The sequence below is a fragment of the Stenomitos rutilans genome (genome assembly GCF_059505485.1).
The window spans coordinates 24000-40340 of record NZ_JCACKR010000012.1 but is presented as its reverse complement, the minus strand read 5'-3'; the positions used below and the strand labels follow the sequence as shown (position 1 = coordinate 40340).

The window sequence follows — 16341 nt, the reverse complement described above, 5'->3', positions numbered from 1 at the left end:
TGACATGTATCTCCACACTCTAGCCAACCGCTCGCTAAATTTCCCTGAGCAAAAATTAGCAAAAATTTGAGCTACTTTTCATCTGGGTATACTTCTTTTCCATATTTATACTCAAACCAAATAAGAGCATTGGTATAAAAACGATCTAGTTAGCTCAAAAGCTGTTGCAGCGCGATCGCCGTTGAGAACCCAAATATCGTGTTGTAGCACCCAAACATGATGTTCAGGTACTCGAACATCATGTTGCAGTACATGGACATCACGTTTGGGTTCCTGGATCTCGTGTTCAAGTACATAAACATCGTATTCAAGTACCCAAACATCGTATTGAGGTTCTTGAATACGATGTTTGAGTTCCTAGATCTCGTGTTTAGGTTCCTAGATCTCGTGTTTAGGTTCCTAGATCTCGTGTTTGAGTTTTCAAACGTTGTCCTAAAATCCTCGTCTACCCATTGCTTCAGATGCAGTACACCCATTGCTGAGAACATGCTGCCAAGATCAGCATTCTGATAGACAAAGCTCCCCCTTCTGCCATCATTCTTTTCCCTTGAGCAGGACGGGTTTCATTTAGGCAGAGGAGAAGCCGTGAGTGACAGGGCTACAACCCTACAGCTTGGCTCGTGAATACCATCAAATACTACATTTGGTGCAAAGTTTATTGGCTTAAGGGCGCACTTGTGAGCATGTATTGGAGGTGCTTATGCCGATTTAAAGAATGACGGTTATAGATCAATCGGTGGGTAGGGGCAAGGCAATGCCTTGCCCCTACAGGATGTGTCGCATTTTCAATTCAAATTGGTATTATGCCTGCTTAAAATCATTCTTTCTTATTCTCCCAATGTAGCTTTCCAGATGCTGCACCGTTCCACCAAAATCACAAAGGTGGATGCATCCGCCTTAAACAGTGGCCAATTCCGCTGACTGTCGGCGGGGAATTTCATAAGTCCAGAAGTCGGAAGCCATTTCCGTTGAAGGGAAAATAGCCCGCGCTTCTGTCAACAAATCTTTTAGCTCAATCTCATTACCGGGCGCATACCGTGGGCTGAAATGCGTCATAATCAGCCGCTTTGCTTGCGCTGCCAGGGCAACCTGCGCCGCCATCGTTGAGGTGGAATGTAAGCGTTGGTAGGCCATCTCCGCGTCTTGATGAGCAAACGTGGCTTCATGAATCAGCACATCTGCATCCTGCGCCAAATCAACTGATGTATCGCAGTAAACGGTATCGGTGCAATAGGCTAGCTTGCGTCCAATCTCGGTTGGGCCACACAGATCTGCCCCACGAATGCGCCGTCCATCAGGTAGCGTAATGACCTCACCACGCTTGAGCTTGCCATACAGAGGCCCCGGTGGAATACCTAACGATGCGGCACGTTTTACATCAAAATGACCTGGACGATCGCGCTCCGCAATGCGATACCCGTAAGCAGGCACTCGATGTTTCAGCAAGCCGCAACTCACTGTAAACTCGCTGTCTTCATAAATCACACCGGGACGTACCGTATGCACTTTGATGGGGTACGAAAAATGCGTTTGCGAGTAGCGCCGACAGGCTTTGAGGTACTCATCCAAATCAGGCGGACCATAAATATCCACGCGCTGTACATTGCCTGCCAGCCCACAGCTTGCTAGTAACCCCATCAACCCAAAAATGTGATCACCATGCATGTGGGTGATAAAGATGCGGGTCAACTGACTGCTTTTGATCTCGCTGCGTAAAAGCTGATGCTGCGTGCCTTCACCGCAATCAAAGAGCCAGAATTCAGCCCGTTGCGGCAGGCGCAGCGCGACACCGGAGACATTGCGCGATCGCGTTGGCACGCCAGAACTGGTTCCCAGGAATGTAATTTGCAAAACTAGCGATCCGTAGACGTTTCTTCCTGAACCTATACTGACACAGGCGAAGGAGATAAGAACTTGACAGGACTTACGCAAATCCTCGCAAAACTGCCCCCCGACCCCCAACTTTTGGGAGCAAGCACTCAAAGTCCCCCAGAATTGGAGGACTTAGCGGGCAACTGCGTAAGTCCTGCTTGATCAAGACAGTCCGCCAAGGATCTGATTTAATAATCGTTACAAACGATCAGAGACACAAGATGCACGGCCTCAAACGGGCATCATCTTTCTAACGCAATATATCTGGCGTAGATAGGGAACATTTACAGCAAGATGCCTGACTTTATCTAAAGCAAATTGACTTATATTAAGCCTCGTTGATCAATGATCGCGTTGCGGTTAATTCCATCATTGTGTGCAATGGTGCGATCGCTCAATCACATGACTGCTTTAAGTGCTTAAACCTGTGAGGAGACTTCTAGAAATGTCGTTGGAACGCTTCCCCCGTTTGCTAACCTCTCAACTGAGAGCGCTAACGCACTTAACGGGACGTAGTGGGTGGTACGGGCTTTTAATCTGGATAGCGCTGTTTTCAGCGATGGAAAGTGTTGTTAGCCGTCCCGCGCAATCGTTAGAACTTCGCGTGGCGATCGAAGAAGGCGTAAGCCAGGTTGCAGTCGGCAGCTCTAGCAAAGCGATCGTGCGTGACAGCAGCGGTCGTCCGCTAGGTGAAATTGCACCGATGAATGCCTTTATTGCACAGCCAAAGCAAGGCAGTGTCGGCCTCGATCGCTGGCAGTCAGGGCAACTCTGGGTAGAGCCAACAGACGGCGGCTATGTCTACATTGGCAATCGCTGGTATCGTGGACGTACCCTCGTTGCACTCAGCAAAAGCGGATTGACAGCCATTAATTACGTAGACCTGGAGCAGTATCTTTACAGCGTCCTCGGCGGCGAAATGAATGGCAACTGGCCCCAGGAAGCACTCAAAGCACAGGCCGTTGCTGCTCGCTCCTATGCCCTCTACCACCGCGAGAAGGCTATAGCAGCGAATAGCATCTATGACGTGGTAGACACAACCGCTTCCCAAGTCTATAGAGGCATTCAAGATGAGTCGGTTGGTACCCAAACAGCGGTTAATGCGACAGCGAACCAGGTATTAGCCTACGGTAACCGTCCGATTGAAGCCGTCTTTCACTCCTCAGCAGGCGGTTGTACCGAAAATTCTGAGGATGTCTGGTTAAACCCCGTCCCTTACCTAAAATCGGTACGTGAAGGCTTTACCGAAGTTTCGCCAGTAGCTCAGTGGGAAATTGACATTCCTCGTAGCGAGTTAAGCAAGCGCATCACCGGAGTGGGTAACATTGTTGCTTTTCAGCCTGTGAGTATTACGACCTGTGGACGCATTAAGTCAATGCAAGTGGTTGGTGATCGCGGTCGAAAAACCATTACAGGTGAAGTCCTTCAAAGTGCGCTAAACCTCAGAAGTACGCTCTTCAACATCGTTCCTCAGACTGGCTTGGAAGCAAGCAAAGCTAAGGCGCAAGCTTCTCCCGCCATGTTTCAGGTAATGGGGCGTGGGTTTGGGCATGGGCTAGGCTTAAGCCAGTGGGGTGCTTACAATCTGGCGCTAGGTGGTAATAACTATCAGCAAATTTTGCAGCTTTACTACCAAAACACAACACTAAGTAAAATACCGAAGCAGTAGGCAGATTAGCGCTGGTTTGAAGTGGTAGTCTCTAGCATGAGAACTCTACGAGTTTGAAGCTTTCACAGGTTGCACCATTCATCTTAGGAAAATCTCACCAGAGCTTAATCAGCTTTGGGTGATGAGTCCTACTTCTCCTTGCCCCTCGTTCTTTGACTCAAGGTTTGCGGACTGTGGATGCTGAAAAACGCCCGGATTTAGAGTTGATTGTGCAGCAGATTGGCGAGGCCGTTCTTGCAACCATGTCAACCGTCGATCGCCTGTCGGAGCGGATGGACACCTTAACCCATCAGGTACAACAGCAGGGGTACCAGGTGTTTGCCCTCAGTGATGCGATTCAAACGCTGACAGAAACGCAGCATGAGTCGCTCAAACGGCTCGATCGGCTCACAGATGTCCTTGATCACCTCGTCAAAGCAGTTGATCCCACTGAAACGCCGCCATCATAGAATTTACCAACGGCGGTACGATCGCCAGTAGGGTCGCCCTTTCCAAAAAACTCCTACAGAAATGAGCACCAGTTCCGTCATGGTAAATCCCGGCGCACCAAATAATAGCCACTGTTCTAGCGCCAGCACCAGCGCCACGCACAACACCAGCGCCCACAAGCTACCGATGCTGATGCTGAAGCGATCAACGCGCTCTAAAACATAAACAGCAAAGGCTCCTAGCGCCACCGGAATGCCAAGTCTCAGCACCAGCGATACCAGTGGTGACGAGAGCAGTCCCACCAGGCTCTCCAGAATTGGCGATTGGTCACGATTGCGAACTGCAAGCTGTAGCAAGCCATCGATCGGCAACATCAGCAACAGAACGGCAAAGAACGCCGCTTGGAACAGCGATCGCCACGGCAATAGCTTTAAGCGGTCAAGGGGCTTTCTCATAAAAACTGAAACCCTTTAAATCTGTGCAGACGTAGTGTGATTCTAGCCTTAGTCCAGCACAAGGATGAGAATCACCTACCAACCCACACCTTTCCGAACTCCTACCTTTTATCCTTCGTCCCCCATCCCTCATCCCTCTTTAGTCCCCATCCAGCGACGCATCCTTCAGGTCGTACCGCATATTCTGAAGCGTTTGCTGCTGCACGCGGCGAGATGGACGGCGATATTTCTTCGTTTCTAGCTTCGGTTCATACTGCTCTTGACCGTCCCGATTGCTTTTACGCTTCAGAGTTGCCTCACTATCACCGAGTTTGTTTAGGGCTTCTTGGCGAGCGATCGCTTCGTCTAGAAAGCTCAAATAATGTTCGTACCGTTCCCAATCGCCGCGCACAACGCAATTCGGTTCATCTCGATGCAGGCAATCGCTGAACTGACAGTTTGCGAGCGCTAAGCGCGATCGTGCTTCAGGGAAATAAGTTGCCAGTGCTTCAGGAGTGCAGTCTAAGTCTGGTTGGTTGAACCCGGGTGTATCTGCCAGCAAGCCACCTGTGGGTAGCTCAAACAACTCAACATGACGGGTCGTATGCCGTCCGCGTCCCAGTTTGCCCGAAACAGCCGCTACTCGCAAATCAGAGTGTGGTACCAGCCAATTAATTAAGCTGGACTTGCCTACCCCAGATGGCCCAGACACGATCGTCACCCGATCGCCCAGTTGGGCTTCGACCGCAGCCAGTCCGATCGCCTGCTGTACACTCATCAAAATGGGCGCATAGCCCCATTGCTGCAAACGAGCACACCAATACTCGCGCTCATCCGTCGTCGCAAGGTCGCTTTTATTCAAACACAGGCAGACCTTAAGCTGCGTGGTCTCTGCTTTGACCAGAAAGTGGCTGAGTTGATACGGATCGAGCATGGGGTCAACCAGCGCAAAGACTAGCAAAAGTTGGTCTGCGTTTGCGACAGGTGGACGATCGAGTGACGATCGCCTGGGTAACACCTGCGCAATTGCACCCCGTCCACCCTCCCAGTCTGGCTCTTCAACTTCTACCTGATCGCCCACCATCACCCGCTGCCCAATTTTTTTCAGACGCGATCGACGGGTACACAGCAACATCAGCGGCAAGGTCGGTTGCGTCCTTTCCCCCTCTCTCCCAGCTTTCGACTCTCGACTCCCGATTCCCACGCCTTCAAGCTTCACATGATAATAATTCGCCTGCACTGCCAAAACAGTTCCCAACAGCGGCTTGGGCAAGCTTTCCCCTGTATGACCAGCAGGAGCGACACTCTGAATTCGTGGAGCATTCAAGTCAGCATTCATAGGTCATCGCTCACCGCTCGATGTCCATTGCATGCGATCGCGCTCAAGCGTCTTCACGGTTTGCTGGCCGTCGAATTTTAAGCGCAAAATAACTGGAACGGTCTTCAATATGCTCGATCGCGTAGCCTTCCATTCTCAAACTATCAGGCACTTGTTCGATCGGTTCGCCAGGGTCAAGCCACACTTCCAAAAGCGATCCCGGAGGCATTTGATCAAGCTTTAGCTTCGTGCGCACAAAGTTGATCGGGCAGGGAGTGCCACGTAAATCCAGTTGAGCATCTGGGGCAAGAGAAGACGGTTCGGTTGCATTCATGTGCCAAACACCTTGCCGAAGAACCCTTCAATGCCACTTTTACCAATGCGATCGCCCCGCAACTTCGCCAGTTTCTCCAGCAGTTCCCGTTCTTCAATGGAGATTTTGGTGGGAATGTCGATCGAAATCGTAATCAGATGATCCCCACGACTGACCGGATTACCCAGTTTCGGCACGCCCTTTCCTTCCAGCGTCAGCACCTTACCCGACTGGGTTCCCGGTGGAATCAGGAGTTCTTGAGGCTCATTATCAACGGTGTTGACTTCAACGCGAGAACCTAAAATTGCCTGCACATAGCTAATTTTGAGTTCCGAAAGAATATTAATGCCTTCGCGCTGAAATTCTGGGTCTTCATTGACGAACAGATAGACATACAAATCGCCAGGAGGGCCACTGCGCTGTCCTGCATCACCTTCATTAGAAACGCGCAAGCGGGTACCATTATCGACTCCAGCGGGAACATTAATCTTGAGCTTTTTCGTCTCTTGGCGCTGACCGTTACCATTGCAGACTTCGCACTTCTCCTCAACGACCTGTCCAGTACCAGCACAGGTAGGGCAAACAGAAACTTGCGTGAAGCTGCCAAACGGTGTCCGGGTAGCTCGTCGTACTTGGCCTGCCCCACTACAGGTAGAACAGGTGCGTGGACGGGTGCCTGGTTTTGCGCCTGAGCCACTACAGGTTGTGCAGGTTTCAAGGTGATTGATGCGGATTTCACGCTCACCACCAAAAATCGCTTCACGGAAGTCTAGCTTCAGATCAAGCCGCAAATCGTCGCCACGCATTGGCCCACTACGCCGTCGTCCCGCTTGACCAGGCGCGCCACCCGAAAACCCGCTGAAGAAACTTTCAAAGATATCCGCGAACCCACCCATGTCGCCAAAGTCTTGAAAGCCTCCGCCAGCAGCAGAGCCAACACCAGCCTCACCGAATTGATTGTAGCGGGCGCGAGTTTCTGGCTCTGAAAGCACTTCGTAAGCACGATTGATTTCTTTGAAGCGCTCTTCGGCTCCATCTTCTTTGTTGACATCAGGGTGATACCGACGAGCTAAACGTCGGTATGCTTGCTTAATTTCGTCCTTGTCGGCATCGCGCGAAATGCCGAGAATTTCGTAATAGTCACGAGCCATAGAATACTGCTGTGAGGGTAAAGGTTTTTTAGAGCTGGGGGCTTGAGTTCTGGGTCTGAAAGATTGGCTTTGGACAATGACCCTCTACCATTCACCGATACTGACCACTCCTCCTATACCTTAACTAATCTACAGCTTCATAATCGGCTGTAACAGTAGCGTCGTTCTCAAAGCTGTAGTCTTCGGGATCAAATGACCCATTCGATGGGCTAAACTGGGTCGTTGCTTCGTCGTCTGGCACTTCGTTGGCGCGCTGATAGACTGATGCCCCGATCGCTAGCAAGGTCTCTTGTAGTGTATCCAGGTGTTGTTTGAACGTTTCGGGCGCGATCGTCGGATCGGCCGCCGCCGCTTTCAATTCTGTCACCTTCTCTAATGCCTGCGCTTTGAGATCATCCCGAATGAAGTCACCATTGTCGCGCAGCAGAGTTTCGTAGCTGTAGAACAAGCTATCTGCCTGATTTTTGAGCACCACCAGCTTCTTCCGGCGCTCATCCTCTTCTGCAAAGACCTCGGCATCCAAACGTATCCGCTCAATTTCGCTAGTGCTTAAGCCGCCAGTGTTGGTTGTAGAAACACTTTGCTCACGTCCCGTTCCCTTATCCCTCGCAGAGACTTTAAGAATACCGTTTGCGTCGATATCGAATGACACTTCGATTTGGGGCACACCGCGAGGGGCGGGAGGAATTCCGTTGAGTTGAAATTTACCCAGGCTTTTGTTGTCCTTTGCCATTGCCCGCTCACCTTGCAGAGCGTGAATTTCAACCGACGTTTGCCCATCTGTTGCAGTAGAAAAGACTTGAGTCTTGCTGGTTGGAATGGTGGTGTTACGCTCGATGATTTTGGTAAAGACTTCGCCCAACGTTTCGATCCCCAGCGAAAGGGGTGTCACGTCCAGCAGCAGCAAGTCTTTGACTTCGCCACCGAGTACACCACCCTGAATAGCAGCACCCAGAGCCACAGCTTCATCAGGATTCACGGATCGATCAGGAGCCTTGTTGTTGAAGTATTTACGAATGGCATCCTGCACCGCTGGAATGCGTGTAGAGCCGCCGACCAATAGAATGCGATCGATATCATTAATCGTTAAATCGGCATCCTTCAGCGCTTGCTCAGTGGGCTTAATCGTACCTTCAACCAAATGGCTCACTAACTCTTCAAAGGTAGAGCGGTTCAGCTCCATTTCCAAATGCTTTGGCCCCGTTTCATCCGCCGTAATAAACGGTAGATTAATCGAGGTGGTCAATGTTCCAGAGAGTTCGATCTTTGCCTTTTCAGCCGCCTCACGCAAGCGTTGCAGCGCCATTTTGTCGATCGACAGGTCAATCCCTTCCTGATCTTTGAAGCTCGTAATCATCCAGCGCACGATGCAGTCATCAAAGTCATCGCCACCCAGATGGTTGTTGCCAGACGTTGCTTTTACTTCAAAGACGCCATCGCCCATCTGCAAGATCGAGACATCAAACGTACCACCGCCCAAGTCAAACACTAGAATGCATTGATCTTGGTCTTGCTTCTCCATGCCGTAAGCAAGCGCAGCAGCCGTTGGCTCGTTAATGATGCGCAGCACTTCAAGCCCTGCGATCGTGCCAGCATCCTTAGTTGCCTGACGCTGAGCATCGCTGAAGTAGGCAGGTACGGTGATAACCGCTTGCTGCACAGGTTCGCCTAAATAGTTTTCAGCGTCTTGCTTGAGCTTTTGCAGCACCATCGCCGACACTTCCTGGGGCGTATAGTTACGCCCGCGAATCTGCACATCGACGGTATCATCCTTACCCTTGACACAGGTGTAGGGAACTCGCGATCGTTCCATTTCGGTATCTTCCCAACGGCGACCAATGAAGCGCTTGATGCTAAAGACTGTATTTTCGGCGTTGGTGACTGCTTGCCGCTTGGCAAGCTGACCAACCAAACGGTCACCCACTTTGCCAAAACCTACCATGCTTGGCGTTGTTCGTCCGCCCTCTGAATTAGAGATGACAATCGGTTGACCGCCCTCTAGGACGGCAACGCAGCTATTTGTCGTGCCGAGGTCAATACCAATGACTTTTCCCATAGCGAGTGGCGGTAAAAATACGTGATGTGAACTTGATGCTTAGAAGCCGATGCATGCAATGGCGCAAGAAAGCATTGCCACCGTTGCCACCATTACATCGGTTGTTGATTCTGACTCCAAGCATGCCCAAATTAAATTTGGAATTAAACGTATCTGGCAAAATTAATTTTCTGCACCGCCCTGATCGGTTTCCTCCGAGGTTATCACGGGCTCTGGGGCAGCAGCAACTTTTACTAACGCATGGCGTAGCACACGTTCGCCAAGCATATAGCCCCGCACCAACTCTTCCATGACCGTGCCTTCAGGCTGCTCATCGGTGGGTTGTCGCATCACCGCTTCATGCAGGCTTGGATCAAACTCTTTGCCCTCCGATCGCATGGGTGCAACCCCAATACGCTTTAAGCAATCAACCAGTTGCTTGTAAACGCTTTGATAACTTTTGTGAATGGTTGTTTCTTGCTCGGTTTGTGGTTTGATCTGCGATCGTGCCCGTTCAAAGTTATCGACTACAGGTAGGATTTCATTAATGGTTGAACATTTCACCTGTAGTTCTAAATCTTCACGTTCGCGCTGAGTGCGTTTACGGTAATTATCAAAGTCTGCGGCAATTCGCACACATTGACTGGTGCGTTCCTCTAGCTGCGACTTCAGCAATTTAATTTCATTGTCCTTCTCGCCCAACACGGTTGAACTGTCAGAGGTTGAGGTTTGGTCAACAACATCTGCCTGAACTGTTTCCAAGGAAGGAGTGGATGGGTCATCATTAATCGGGGTGGTGGCTAACGTCGGGTCGATCGCCGCGTCTCCTGTGGCTGTATCCTGTAATGATGTGGCATCGGTTGCACCTACAGCGCTCTCCGAGGAGTCAGACGCTGAACCTTGTACATTCTCATACTGATTTACTTCGTCAATCATTGCTATCTCGTCCCAATCCTCAAGACTGCTTGTTAGCTACCAGATTTATCCTATACGCTTTAAGAATCTAGCGACGGTAAGAATCATCTCATTGCGGTTGATCGATTTTCATTCGTCAATTCTGTAGTTGTTCCCTGACGTTCTGTTTGGCTCACCAACGTTGTAACAAAAACGTTGCAACAAAATTTAGTAAGGAGACTAGCAAGCCTCAAGCCGATCGGCTGAGCAACAGATGAACATCAAACGTTCAGAGCGAACTGTATTTCAAACGCCTAACGAACTGAGCCATAAGGGCTATGCTTTTGGAGTGTCAAGGTTCATGTAGGAACCTTATGGATCAAGTTCGCCTTGGAAACACCGAAAGCAGCAGGCGATCGCTCCTTGACTCGGTGTTAATGGTTCGATCCTTTCGTCTGTTCAGTTCTCTCGTTCGTCATGCATACGTTTATCATGCATCTAATCTCATGCTAACTGTCTTGACTGAAGCTTGCCACCGATCGAGCTTTTGTGCTGGCTTCCTTTGGATGCAGCGCTCGGTTTCGACTGGGGTGGCGATCGTCGTGAGAAACAGACATCCTCTTAGCGATTCTTGTCGATTATTGGGCATATTCTAGTAAACCAGGAGACCCTCTTCAACCAGCTATGACTAACTCCTCTTCCCAACGTCGTGCGCTTGTCGTTCAGAATAACTTTTCGCCCTTTGGCAACAAGCTTGTTCAGTCTGGCTATGTAGACAATGCCCAGATGCAGCAGGCTCTCATCGAAAGTCGGAAGTCTGGCAGAGCGCTGATCGATGTGCTGGAGTCAATCACAGGGCATCAACTGCCGCCTGATTTGCTCCGTCAGTACAAGAAGCAACAGCTTTTTGAGTTGAAGATTCTTTATGGTGTGGAGTCGCTTGACCCCGAAATTAGCCAGATTACGGGTACGCAAGTCAGTGAGTTGATTGATACTCTCATCCCGATCGACCTATGCCGTCGCTATAACCTCGTACCGCTCTCTAAAAGCGACGGTCAGCCACCGTTTGTGCTGGTGGCGATGGTTGATCCAGATAACCTGCAAGCTCAGGATGATCTCAACCGTCGTCTACGTCCTCAAGGCTTGGCTCTTCAACGATTGGTCATCACGGTTGAAGATTACCGCCGCTTGATCAACCAATATTTGGATGAAAAAGAGAAGCGAGAGAAACAGCTTGAAGATCAATCCAAGGTTGACGTTAACAAGGATTTAGAGGGGTTAGGCTATCTCGATCTACAGGATGCGCCCGATGAAGACGATGCTAATCTGGATGTTTCAGATGCCGAAGCCGCTCCGGTGATTGCGCTGGTCAACAAAATTATGATCAAAGCGCTGCAAGACGGGGTTTCTGATATTCACATCGAGCCGCAAGAGGAATTTTTGCGCGTGCGCTTCCGTAAAGATGGGGTATTACGAGAACCCTTTGCAGATCCATTCCCTAAGAAAATTATCCCTGCGGTGACCGCTCGCTTCAAAATCATCGCGCAGCTTGATATTGCAGAACGTCGATCGCCTCAAGATGGACGCATTCGCCGTATTTATGATGGTCGGAAGGTGGATTTCCGGGTCAACACGCTGCCCAGCCGCTATGGTGAGAAGGTTGTACTGCGGATTCTAGATAACTCTGCCACCCAGCTTGGTCTGGATAAGCTGATTACAGATCCAGAATCACTGCAAATCGTGCAGGAAATGGTGCGCCGTCCGTTTGGCTTAATCCTGGTAACGGGGCCAACGGGTTCTGGTAAGACAACCACGCTCTACTCGGCGCTGGCAGAACGGAACGATCCAGGGGTCAACATCAGCACAGCGGAAGATCCAATCGAATATTCTCTGCCCGGTTTAACCCAGGTGCAGGTGATTCGAGAGAAGGGTCTGGACTTTGCCGCGATTCTAAGAGCCTTTCTGCGTCAAGATCCGGATGTGATTCTGGTGGGTGAAACCCGCGATCGTGAAACGGCAAAGACCGCGATCGAAGCGGCTCTCACAGGACACCTGGTACTCACTACGCTACACACGAATGATGCGGCTGGGGCGATCGCCCGCCTGGATGAAATGGGCGTTGAACCGTTCATGGTGTCTGGTGCGCTGCTGGGTGTTGTGGCTCAACGACTGATGCGCCGCGTGTGCAGTGAGTGCTGCGTGCCATACACACCCACTAGAGAAGAGTTAGCGCGCTTTGGCTTATCGGCCTCTAACGAGGGTGAGTTGACCCTTTACAAAGCCGTCACGCTACAACCAAGTGAAATTCAGGAAGCGCGATCGCAGAATCGACTGTGTGCTAAGTGTGGCGGCGCTGGCTATAAAGGACGCTGTGGTGTGTATGAAGTGATGCGTGTCACCGAGCGGTTGCAAAACCTGATTACTCAAGGCGCTCCGACAGAATCCATTAAAGAAGTTGCGGTTGAAGAGGGCATGCAAACCCTGCTGGCGTATAGCCTCAATTTAGTCCGCACAGGTCAAACAACCCTTGAGGAAGTTGAACGTGTAACCTTTACCGATACAGGCTTGGAATCCGAGTTGAGAGCAAAACGCAAAACATCGTTGAGCTGCCGTGTTTGCAGCGCCGACCTCAAACAAGAGTGGATTGATTGCCCCTACTGCATGACCCCACGCTTTCAGGATTAAACTTCAAACCTGCGTCTTTTCGGCCTTCAGAGTTGATTGATAACGCTCAGGTGAAAACCCATCGAGTGTCATGAGGGTTCAGCCAAGCTAGGTGGGTAGACTATACTCCTAGTTATTTGCAGGATGCGCCTTGAGCGATCGCACCTGAGCCAACCCCAACCACTGGCAAATCGCTAACCATTTCCCAAAGGAGCAAGCCTCATGGAGTTGATGATTGAAGACTTGATGGAGCAGTTGATCGAAATGGGTGGCTCCGACCTGCACCTGACGGCTGGTCTACCACCCTACTTTCGCATCAGTGGGCACTTGCAGCCGATCGGCGACCAGGCACTGACCGCAGAAGAATGCCAGCGGCTCATCTTCAGCATGCTCAACAACACGCAGCGGAAAAACCTGGAGCAAAACTGGGAGCTTGACTGTTCCTATGGTGTACGAGGGTTAGCCCGTTTCAGAGTCAACGTTTACAAAGATCGAGGCACCTATGCCGCCTGTTTGAGAGCGCTGAGTTCTAAGATCCCTAATTTTGAGAAACTGGGCCTACCAGATGTCGTCCGCGATATGACCGAAAAGCCCAGAGGGCTGATTCTGGTAACGGGACCAACGGGTTCGGGGAAGACGACCACCCTGGCGGCCATGATTGACCTGATCAACCGCACCCGCGCTGAGCATATTCTGACGATCGAAGACCCGATCGAGTTTGTCTACGAACCGATTAAAAGTCTGGTACACCAGCGCCAGTTAGGTGAGGACACCAAGAGCTTTGCCAATGCCCTGAAAGCAGCACTGCGTGAAGATCCTGACATCATTCTGGTCGGCGAGATGCGAGATCTGGAAACCATCTCTCTCGCCATCTCGGCGGCTGAAACAGGTCACCTTGTGTTCGGCACCCTGCACACCAGTTCAGCGTCACAAACCGTTGACCGGATGATCGACGTATTTCCCTCAGAACGGCAAACGCAGGTGCGTGTCCAGCTCTCCAACTCCCTGGTAGCCGTCTTTAGCCAAACGCTCGTCCCTAAGAAAAACCCCAAACCAGGGGAATACGGTCGGGTGATGGCGCAAGAAATCATGATCATTACCCCTGCTATCTCCAATCTGATTCGAGAAGGCAAAACGGCTCAAATTTACTCTGCCATTCAAACGGGTGGGAAGCTGGGAATGCAAACCCTGGAGAAGGTGCTGGCTGACCAATACAAAGCTGGCCTGATTTCGTTTGAAGCTGCCATGTCAAAAACGTCGCGTCCAGATGAAATTCAGCGCCTCATTGGCGGAGCGCCTACAGGGGCAGCGCCTGCGGGAGCGGTCAAACGTTAGTTAAGTTTGCTGCTGTTTTGTTGGTTGACATCTTCGTTGCAGCAGTACAATCGGGTATCGCTTCTTGTGAGCGATCGCGCTGCTCCAACGGAGCCTCCCCTGAAGTTGTCTAACTTGTGACTAACGTGTTTCGCTTCTCAAGCAAGATCAGGCATACACTCACATCAGTTTCATTCTGCGCCGCTTCTCACCTGCTATGAGTCGGGTAAGAAGCTCGTAGGGCTTCTCGGTTCACTCCTCTTTCTATTCTGGTATCCACCATGCCTACCTTCGTTGCTCGTGTTCAAGACGTTAAAGGGAACGCCAAGAAAGAAAAAATCGTTGCTGACACCATCAGCGATGCCCGTACTGCCTTACGAGAGAAAGGTCTCTTTATTCAAGACCTGAAGCAGGATGATGGGCTTTCTTTGAACTTCGACATGAAGAAGTTTCAATCGTCGATGGCGAAGGTTACCGTCAAAGACAAAGCCGTGTTTTCACGTCAGTTTGCCGCCCTGGTGAACGCAGGTGTAGCAATGGTGAGAGGCTTGGGTGTGTTGTCCGAGCAGTGCCAGAATCCCAAATTTAAAGCCGCGTTGCTCGAAATTAGCTCTGACGTGCAGCAAGGGATGAACCTTTCAGATGCCATGCGGAAGCATCCCGCCTGTTTTGACAATCTCTACGTTGCCATGATTCAAGCAGGCGAAGTGGGTGGTGTGCTGGATGAAGTGCTAAACCGTTTGGCAAAACTGCTGGAAGATGTGGCTCGTCTCCAAAACCAAATTAAGGCAGCACTCTCCTACCCAGTAGTCGTAGGCGTGCTGGCAACCATCATCTTTGTGGCGATGACTGTCTTTCTGCTGCCTGTGTTTGCCAGCATTTTTAAGGATATCGGTGTGGAACTACCAGGGTTTACGCTGGCAATGATGGCGATCAGTGAATTTTTACGCAGCCCCAGGGTGCTGATTCTCATCATTCTGATTCCGGTGTGCATTTTCTCCTACAAGCAGTACTACAAAACGCGGGTAGGACGCGAAACCATCGATCGCCTCTCTCTGAAAATGCCGTTGTTTGGCGATTTGATTCAGAAAACTGCCACTGCACGTTTCTGTCGCACGTTTGGAGCGCTGACCCGATCGGGCGTGCCCATTCTAACCTGTCTGGAAATTGTGCGTGATACCGCAGGTAACCAAATCATTGCCAACGCGGTTGATGAAGCACGACGCGAAATTCAAACAGGTGGCATGATCAGCATTGCGTTACAACGCGAGCAGGTCTTTCCTTTAATGGCGATTCAGATGATCAGCATCGGTGAAGAAACGGGTGAAATTGACAAGATGCTGATGAAAGTGGCGGACTTCTATGAGGATGAGGTCGAGCAAGCCGTGAAGGCTTTGACCAGCATTATGGAGCCGATTATGATTCTTTTCCTGGGCGGCATGGTGGGCTCTATTCTGCTGTCGATGTATCTACCCATGTTCAAAGTGTTCGAGAAGTTGGGCTAGCCTTCACACTAAAGATGAGCATCAGCACCAGCACCGATCGCCGTTGTCAAACGACCTTTAGAGTATGACTGCTCATCGAATTCACTACGAAGCAGCCCTGGCTGAGTGCTGTGATGCGGTAGGGGCGATCGCGCTCCTCAAACGCTATCGTCCGTACCTGGAATTGCTTCCCAGTATGCGTCGCCCTGACGAGAGCCTGATCACGGTGCCGTTGCCGATCGTCAAGTTTCGCCAAGTTGGCTCTGCTAGCAGTTCAGGTGGCCCAAGCAGTGAGGCAACGTGCTTACCGTGCGATCTTGCCATTTTGATGTGTGACCCAGAGTGGAAGATTAAAACTGGGGTGGAGATGTTCGTCTTTATTCATCGATCGCAGGAAGATTTTTCTGATCTTCTCAGTCGTTGGCGGCAGACCCAGGTTATTTTAAGTCGCGGTTATGAATGGGATTTGCCACTGCGCTACAAGCATATTTTGAATGAAGGAGCTGACAATCCCTATCCTCTCTTTGTCGTGTTTGAAGAGACTCCAGAGCGCATTAAACGCGGCTTAAAAGGTGCCTTTTTGCCCTTTGTGCAGCAAGAAGCGGTAGCGACTGAAGTAGAACGCAGTGAACCTATCCCTTCAGAGGTGCGATCGGGAGACGAGGCAGACTCTTAAGCCTCTATCCGAAAACCATACTGCTCTCTTTGCTTTGCTCTTTGTAGAGATATTATCTGTAACGCTTCTACAGGCGGTTGCCGACTCG

The 16341-nt window shown here is 50.6% G+C and carries 13 protein-coding genes; 6 read left to right on the top strand and 7 right to left on the bottom strand.

Features of this window, described 5'->3' with window-relative positions:
* Nucleotides 1-897: 897 nt before the first annotated feature.
* The gene (locus tag AC5JLP_RS00660; protein WP_496065959.1) at nt 898-1851 is read right to left on the bottom strand and encodes a ribonuclease Z; all 954 of its coding nucleotides are present in this window, start codon (nt 1849-1851) and stop codon (nt 898-900) included.
* 466 nt (nt 1852-2317) lie between these two features.
* Between AC5JLP_RS00660 and AC5JLP_RS00655 the strand changes: the two genes are divergently transcribed.
* Nucleotides 2318-3541, top strand: coding sequence for a SpoIID/LytB domain-containing protein (locus AC5JLP_RS00655; RefSeq protein WP_496065958.1), 1224 nt, complete (start codon nt 2318-2320; stop codon nt 3539-3541).
* Between the two features lie 152 nt (nt 3542-3693).
* Nucleotides 3694-3990 (top strand): hypothetical protein, encoded by a 297-nt coding sequence (locus AC5JLP_RS00650; protein WP_496065957.1) that lies wholly within the window; start codon nt 3694-3696, stop codon nt 3988-3990.
* Between the two features lie 3 nt (nt 3991-3993).
* Here the strand turns inward: AC5JLP_RS00650 and AC5JLP_RS00645 are convergent, their stop codons facing one another.
* The 6 genes from AC5JLP_RS00645 to grpE form a co-directional block, all read right to left on the bottom strand.
* On the bottom strand, nt 3994-4425 hold the full coding sequence (locus AC5JLP_RS00645) for a hypothetical protein (protein WP_496065956.1): 432 nt from the start codon (nt 4423-4425) through the stop codon (nt 3994-3996).
* 139 nt (nt 4426-4564) lie between these two features.
* Nucleotides 4565-5743, bottom strand: a complete 1179-nt coding sequence (gene rsgA, locus AC5JLP_RS00640) for a small ribosomal subunit biogenesis GTPase RsgA (protein WP_496065955.1) — start codon at nt 5741-5743, stop codon at nt 4565-4567.
* 43 nt (nt 5744-5786) lie between these two features.
* The gene (locus AC5JLP_RS00635; protein ID WP_496065954.1) at nt 5787-6056 is read right to left on the bottom strand and encodes a sulfurtransferase TusA family protein; all 270 of its coding nucleotides are present in this window, start codon (nt 6054-6056) and stop codon (nt 5787-5789) included.
* On the bottom strand, nt 6053-7186 hold the full coding sequence (gene dnaJ, locus AC5JLP_RS00630) for a molecular chaperone DnaJ (RefSeq protein ID WP_496065953.1): 1134 nt from the start codon (nt 7184-7186) through the stop codon (nt 6053-6055). Before dnaJ ends, AC5JLP_RS00635 begins: the two co-directional genes overlap by 4 nt.
* A gap of 124 nt (nt 7187-7310) precedes the next feature.
* On the bottom strand, nt 7311-9242 hold the full coding sequence (dnaK, locus tag AC5JLP_RS00625; RefSeq protein ID WP_496065952.1) for a molecular chaperone DnaK: 1932 nt from the start codon (nt 9240-9242) through the stop codon (nt 7311-7313).
* A 162-nt stretch (nt 9243-9404) separates the two neighbouring features.
* Complete coding sequence (gene grpE / locus AC5JLP_RS00620; protein WP_496065951.1) at nt 9405-10157, bottom strand: nucleotide exchange factor GrpE; 753 nt, start codon at nt 10155-10157, stop codon at nt 9405-9407.
* A gap of 642 nt (nt 10158-10799) precedes the next feature.
* On the opposite strand from grpE, the gene AC5JLP_RS00615 reads away from it, so the two are divergent.
* The 4 genes from AC5JLP_RS00615 to AC5JLP_RS00600 all read left to right on the top strand — a co-directional run bounded on the left by AC5JLP_RS00615 (nt 10800) and on the right by AC5JLP_RS00600 (nt 16253).
* Nucleotides 10800-12800, top strand: a complete 2001-nt coding sequence (locus tag AC5JLP_RS00615) for a GspE/PulE family protein (protein ID WP_496065950.1) — start codon at nt 10800-10802, stop codon at nt 12798-12800.
* A gap of 201 nt (nt 12801-13001) precedes the next feature.
* Nucleotides 13002-14114, top strand: coding sequence for a type IV pilus twitching motility protein PilT (locus AC5JLP_RS00610; RefSeq protein WP_496065949.1), 1113 nt, complete (start codon nt 13002-13004; stop codon nt 14112-14114).
* 260 nt (nt 14115-14374) lie between these two features.
* Complete coding sequence (locus AC5JLP_RS00605) at nt 14375-15598, top strand: type II secretion system F family protein (protein WP_496065948.1); 1224 nt, start codon at nt 14375-14377, stop codon at nt 15596-15598.
* A gap of 64 nt (nt 15599-15662) precedes the next feature.
* The gene (locus AC5JLP_RS00600; RefSeq protein ID WP_496065947.1) at nt 15663-16253 is read left to right on the top strand and encodes a hypothetical protein; all 591 of its coding nucleotides are present in this window, start codon (nt 15663-15665) and stop codon (nt 16251-16253) included.
* Nucleotides 16254-16341 lie beyond the last annotated feature (88 nt).

Bases quoted from the DNA above. Each gene is read 5' to 3' on its own strand.
- AC5JLP_RS00655 (WP_496065958.1), top strand. From the start codon at position 2,318: ATGTCGTTGGAACGCTTCCCCCGTTTGCTAACCTCTCAACTGAGAGCG.
- AC5JLP_RS00645 (WP_496065956.1), bottom strand. From the start codon at position 4,425: ATGAGAAAGCCCCTTGACCGCTTAAAGCTATTGCCGTGGCGATCGCTG.
- rsgA (WP_496065955.1), bottom strand. From the start codon at position 5,743: ATGAATGCTGACTTGAATGCTCCACGAATTCAGAGTGTCGCTCCTGCT.
- AC5JLP_RS00635 (WP_496065954.1), bottom strand. From the start codon at position 6,056: ATGAATGCAACCGAACCGTCTTCTCTTGCCCCAGATGCTCAACTGGAT.
- dnaJ (WP_496065953.1), bottom strand. From the start codon at position 7,186: ATGGCTCGTGACTATTACGAAATTCTCGGCATTTCGCGCGATGCCGAC.
- dnaK (WP_496065952.1), bottom strand. From the start codon at position 9,242: ATGGGAAAAGTCATTGGTATTGACCTCGGCACGACAAATAGCTGCGTT.
- grpE (WP_496065951.1), bottom strand. From the start codon at position 10,157: ATGATTGACGAAGTAAATCAGTATGAGAATGTACAAGGTTCAGCGTCT.
- AC5JLP_RS00615 (WP_496065950.1), top strand. From the start codon at position 10,800: ATGACTAACTCCTCTTCCCAACGTCGTGCGCTTGTCGTTCAGAATAAC.
- AC5JLP_RS00610 (WP_496065949.1), top strand. From the start codon at position 13,002: ATGGAGTTGATGATTGAAGACTTGATGGAGCAGTTGATCGAAATGGGT.
- AC5JLP_RS00605 (WP_496065948.1), top strand. From the start codon at position 14,375: ATGCCTACCTTCGTTGCTCGTGTTCAAGACGTTAAAGGGAACGCCAAG.
- AC5JLP_RS00600 (WP_496065947.1), top strand. From the start codon at position 15,663: ATGACTGCTCATCGAATTCACTACGAAGCAGCCCTGGCTGAGTGCTGT.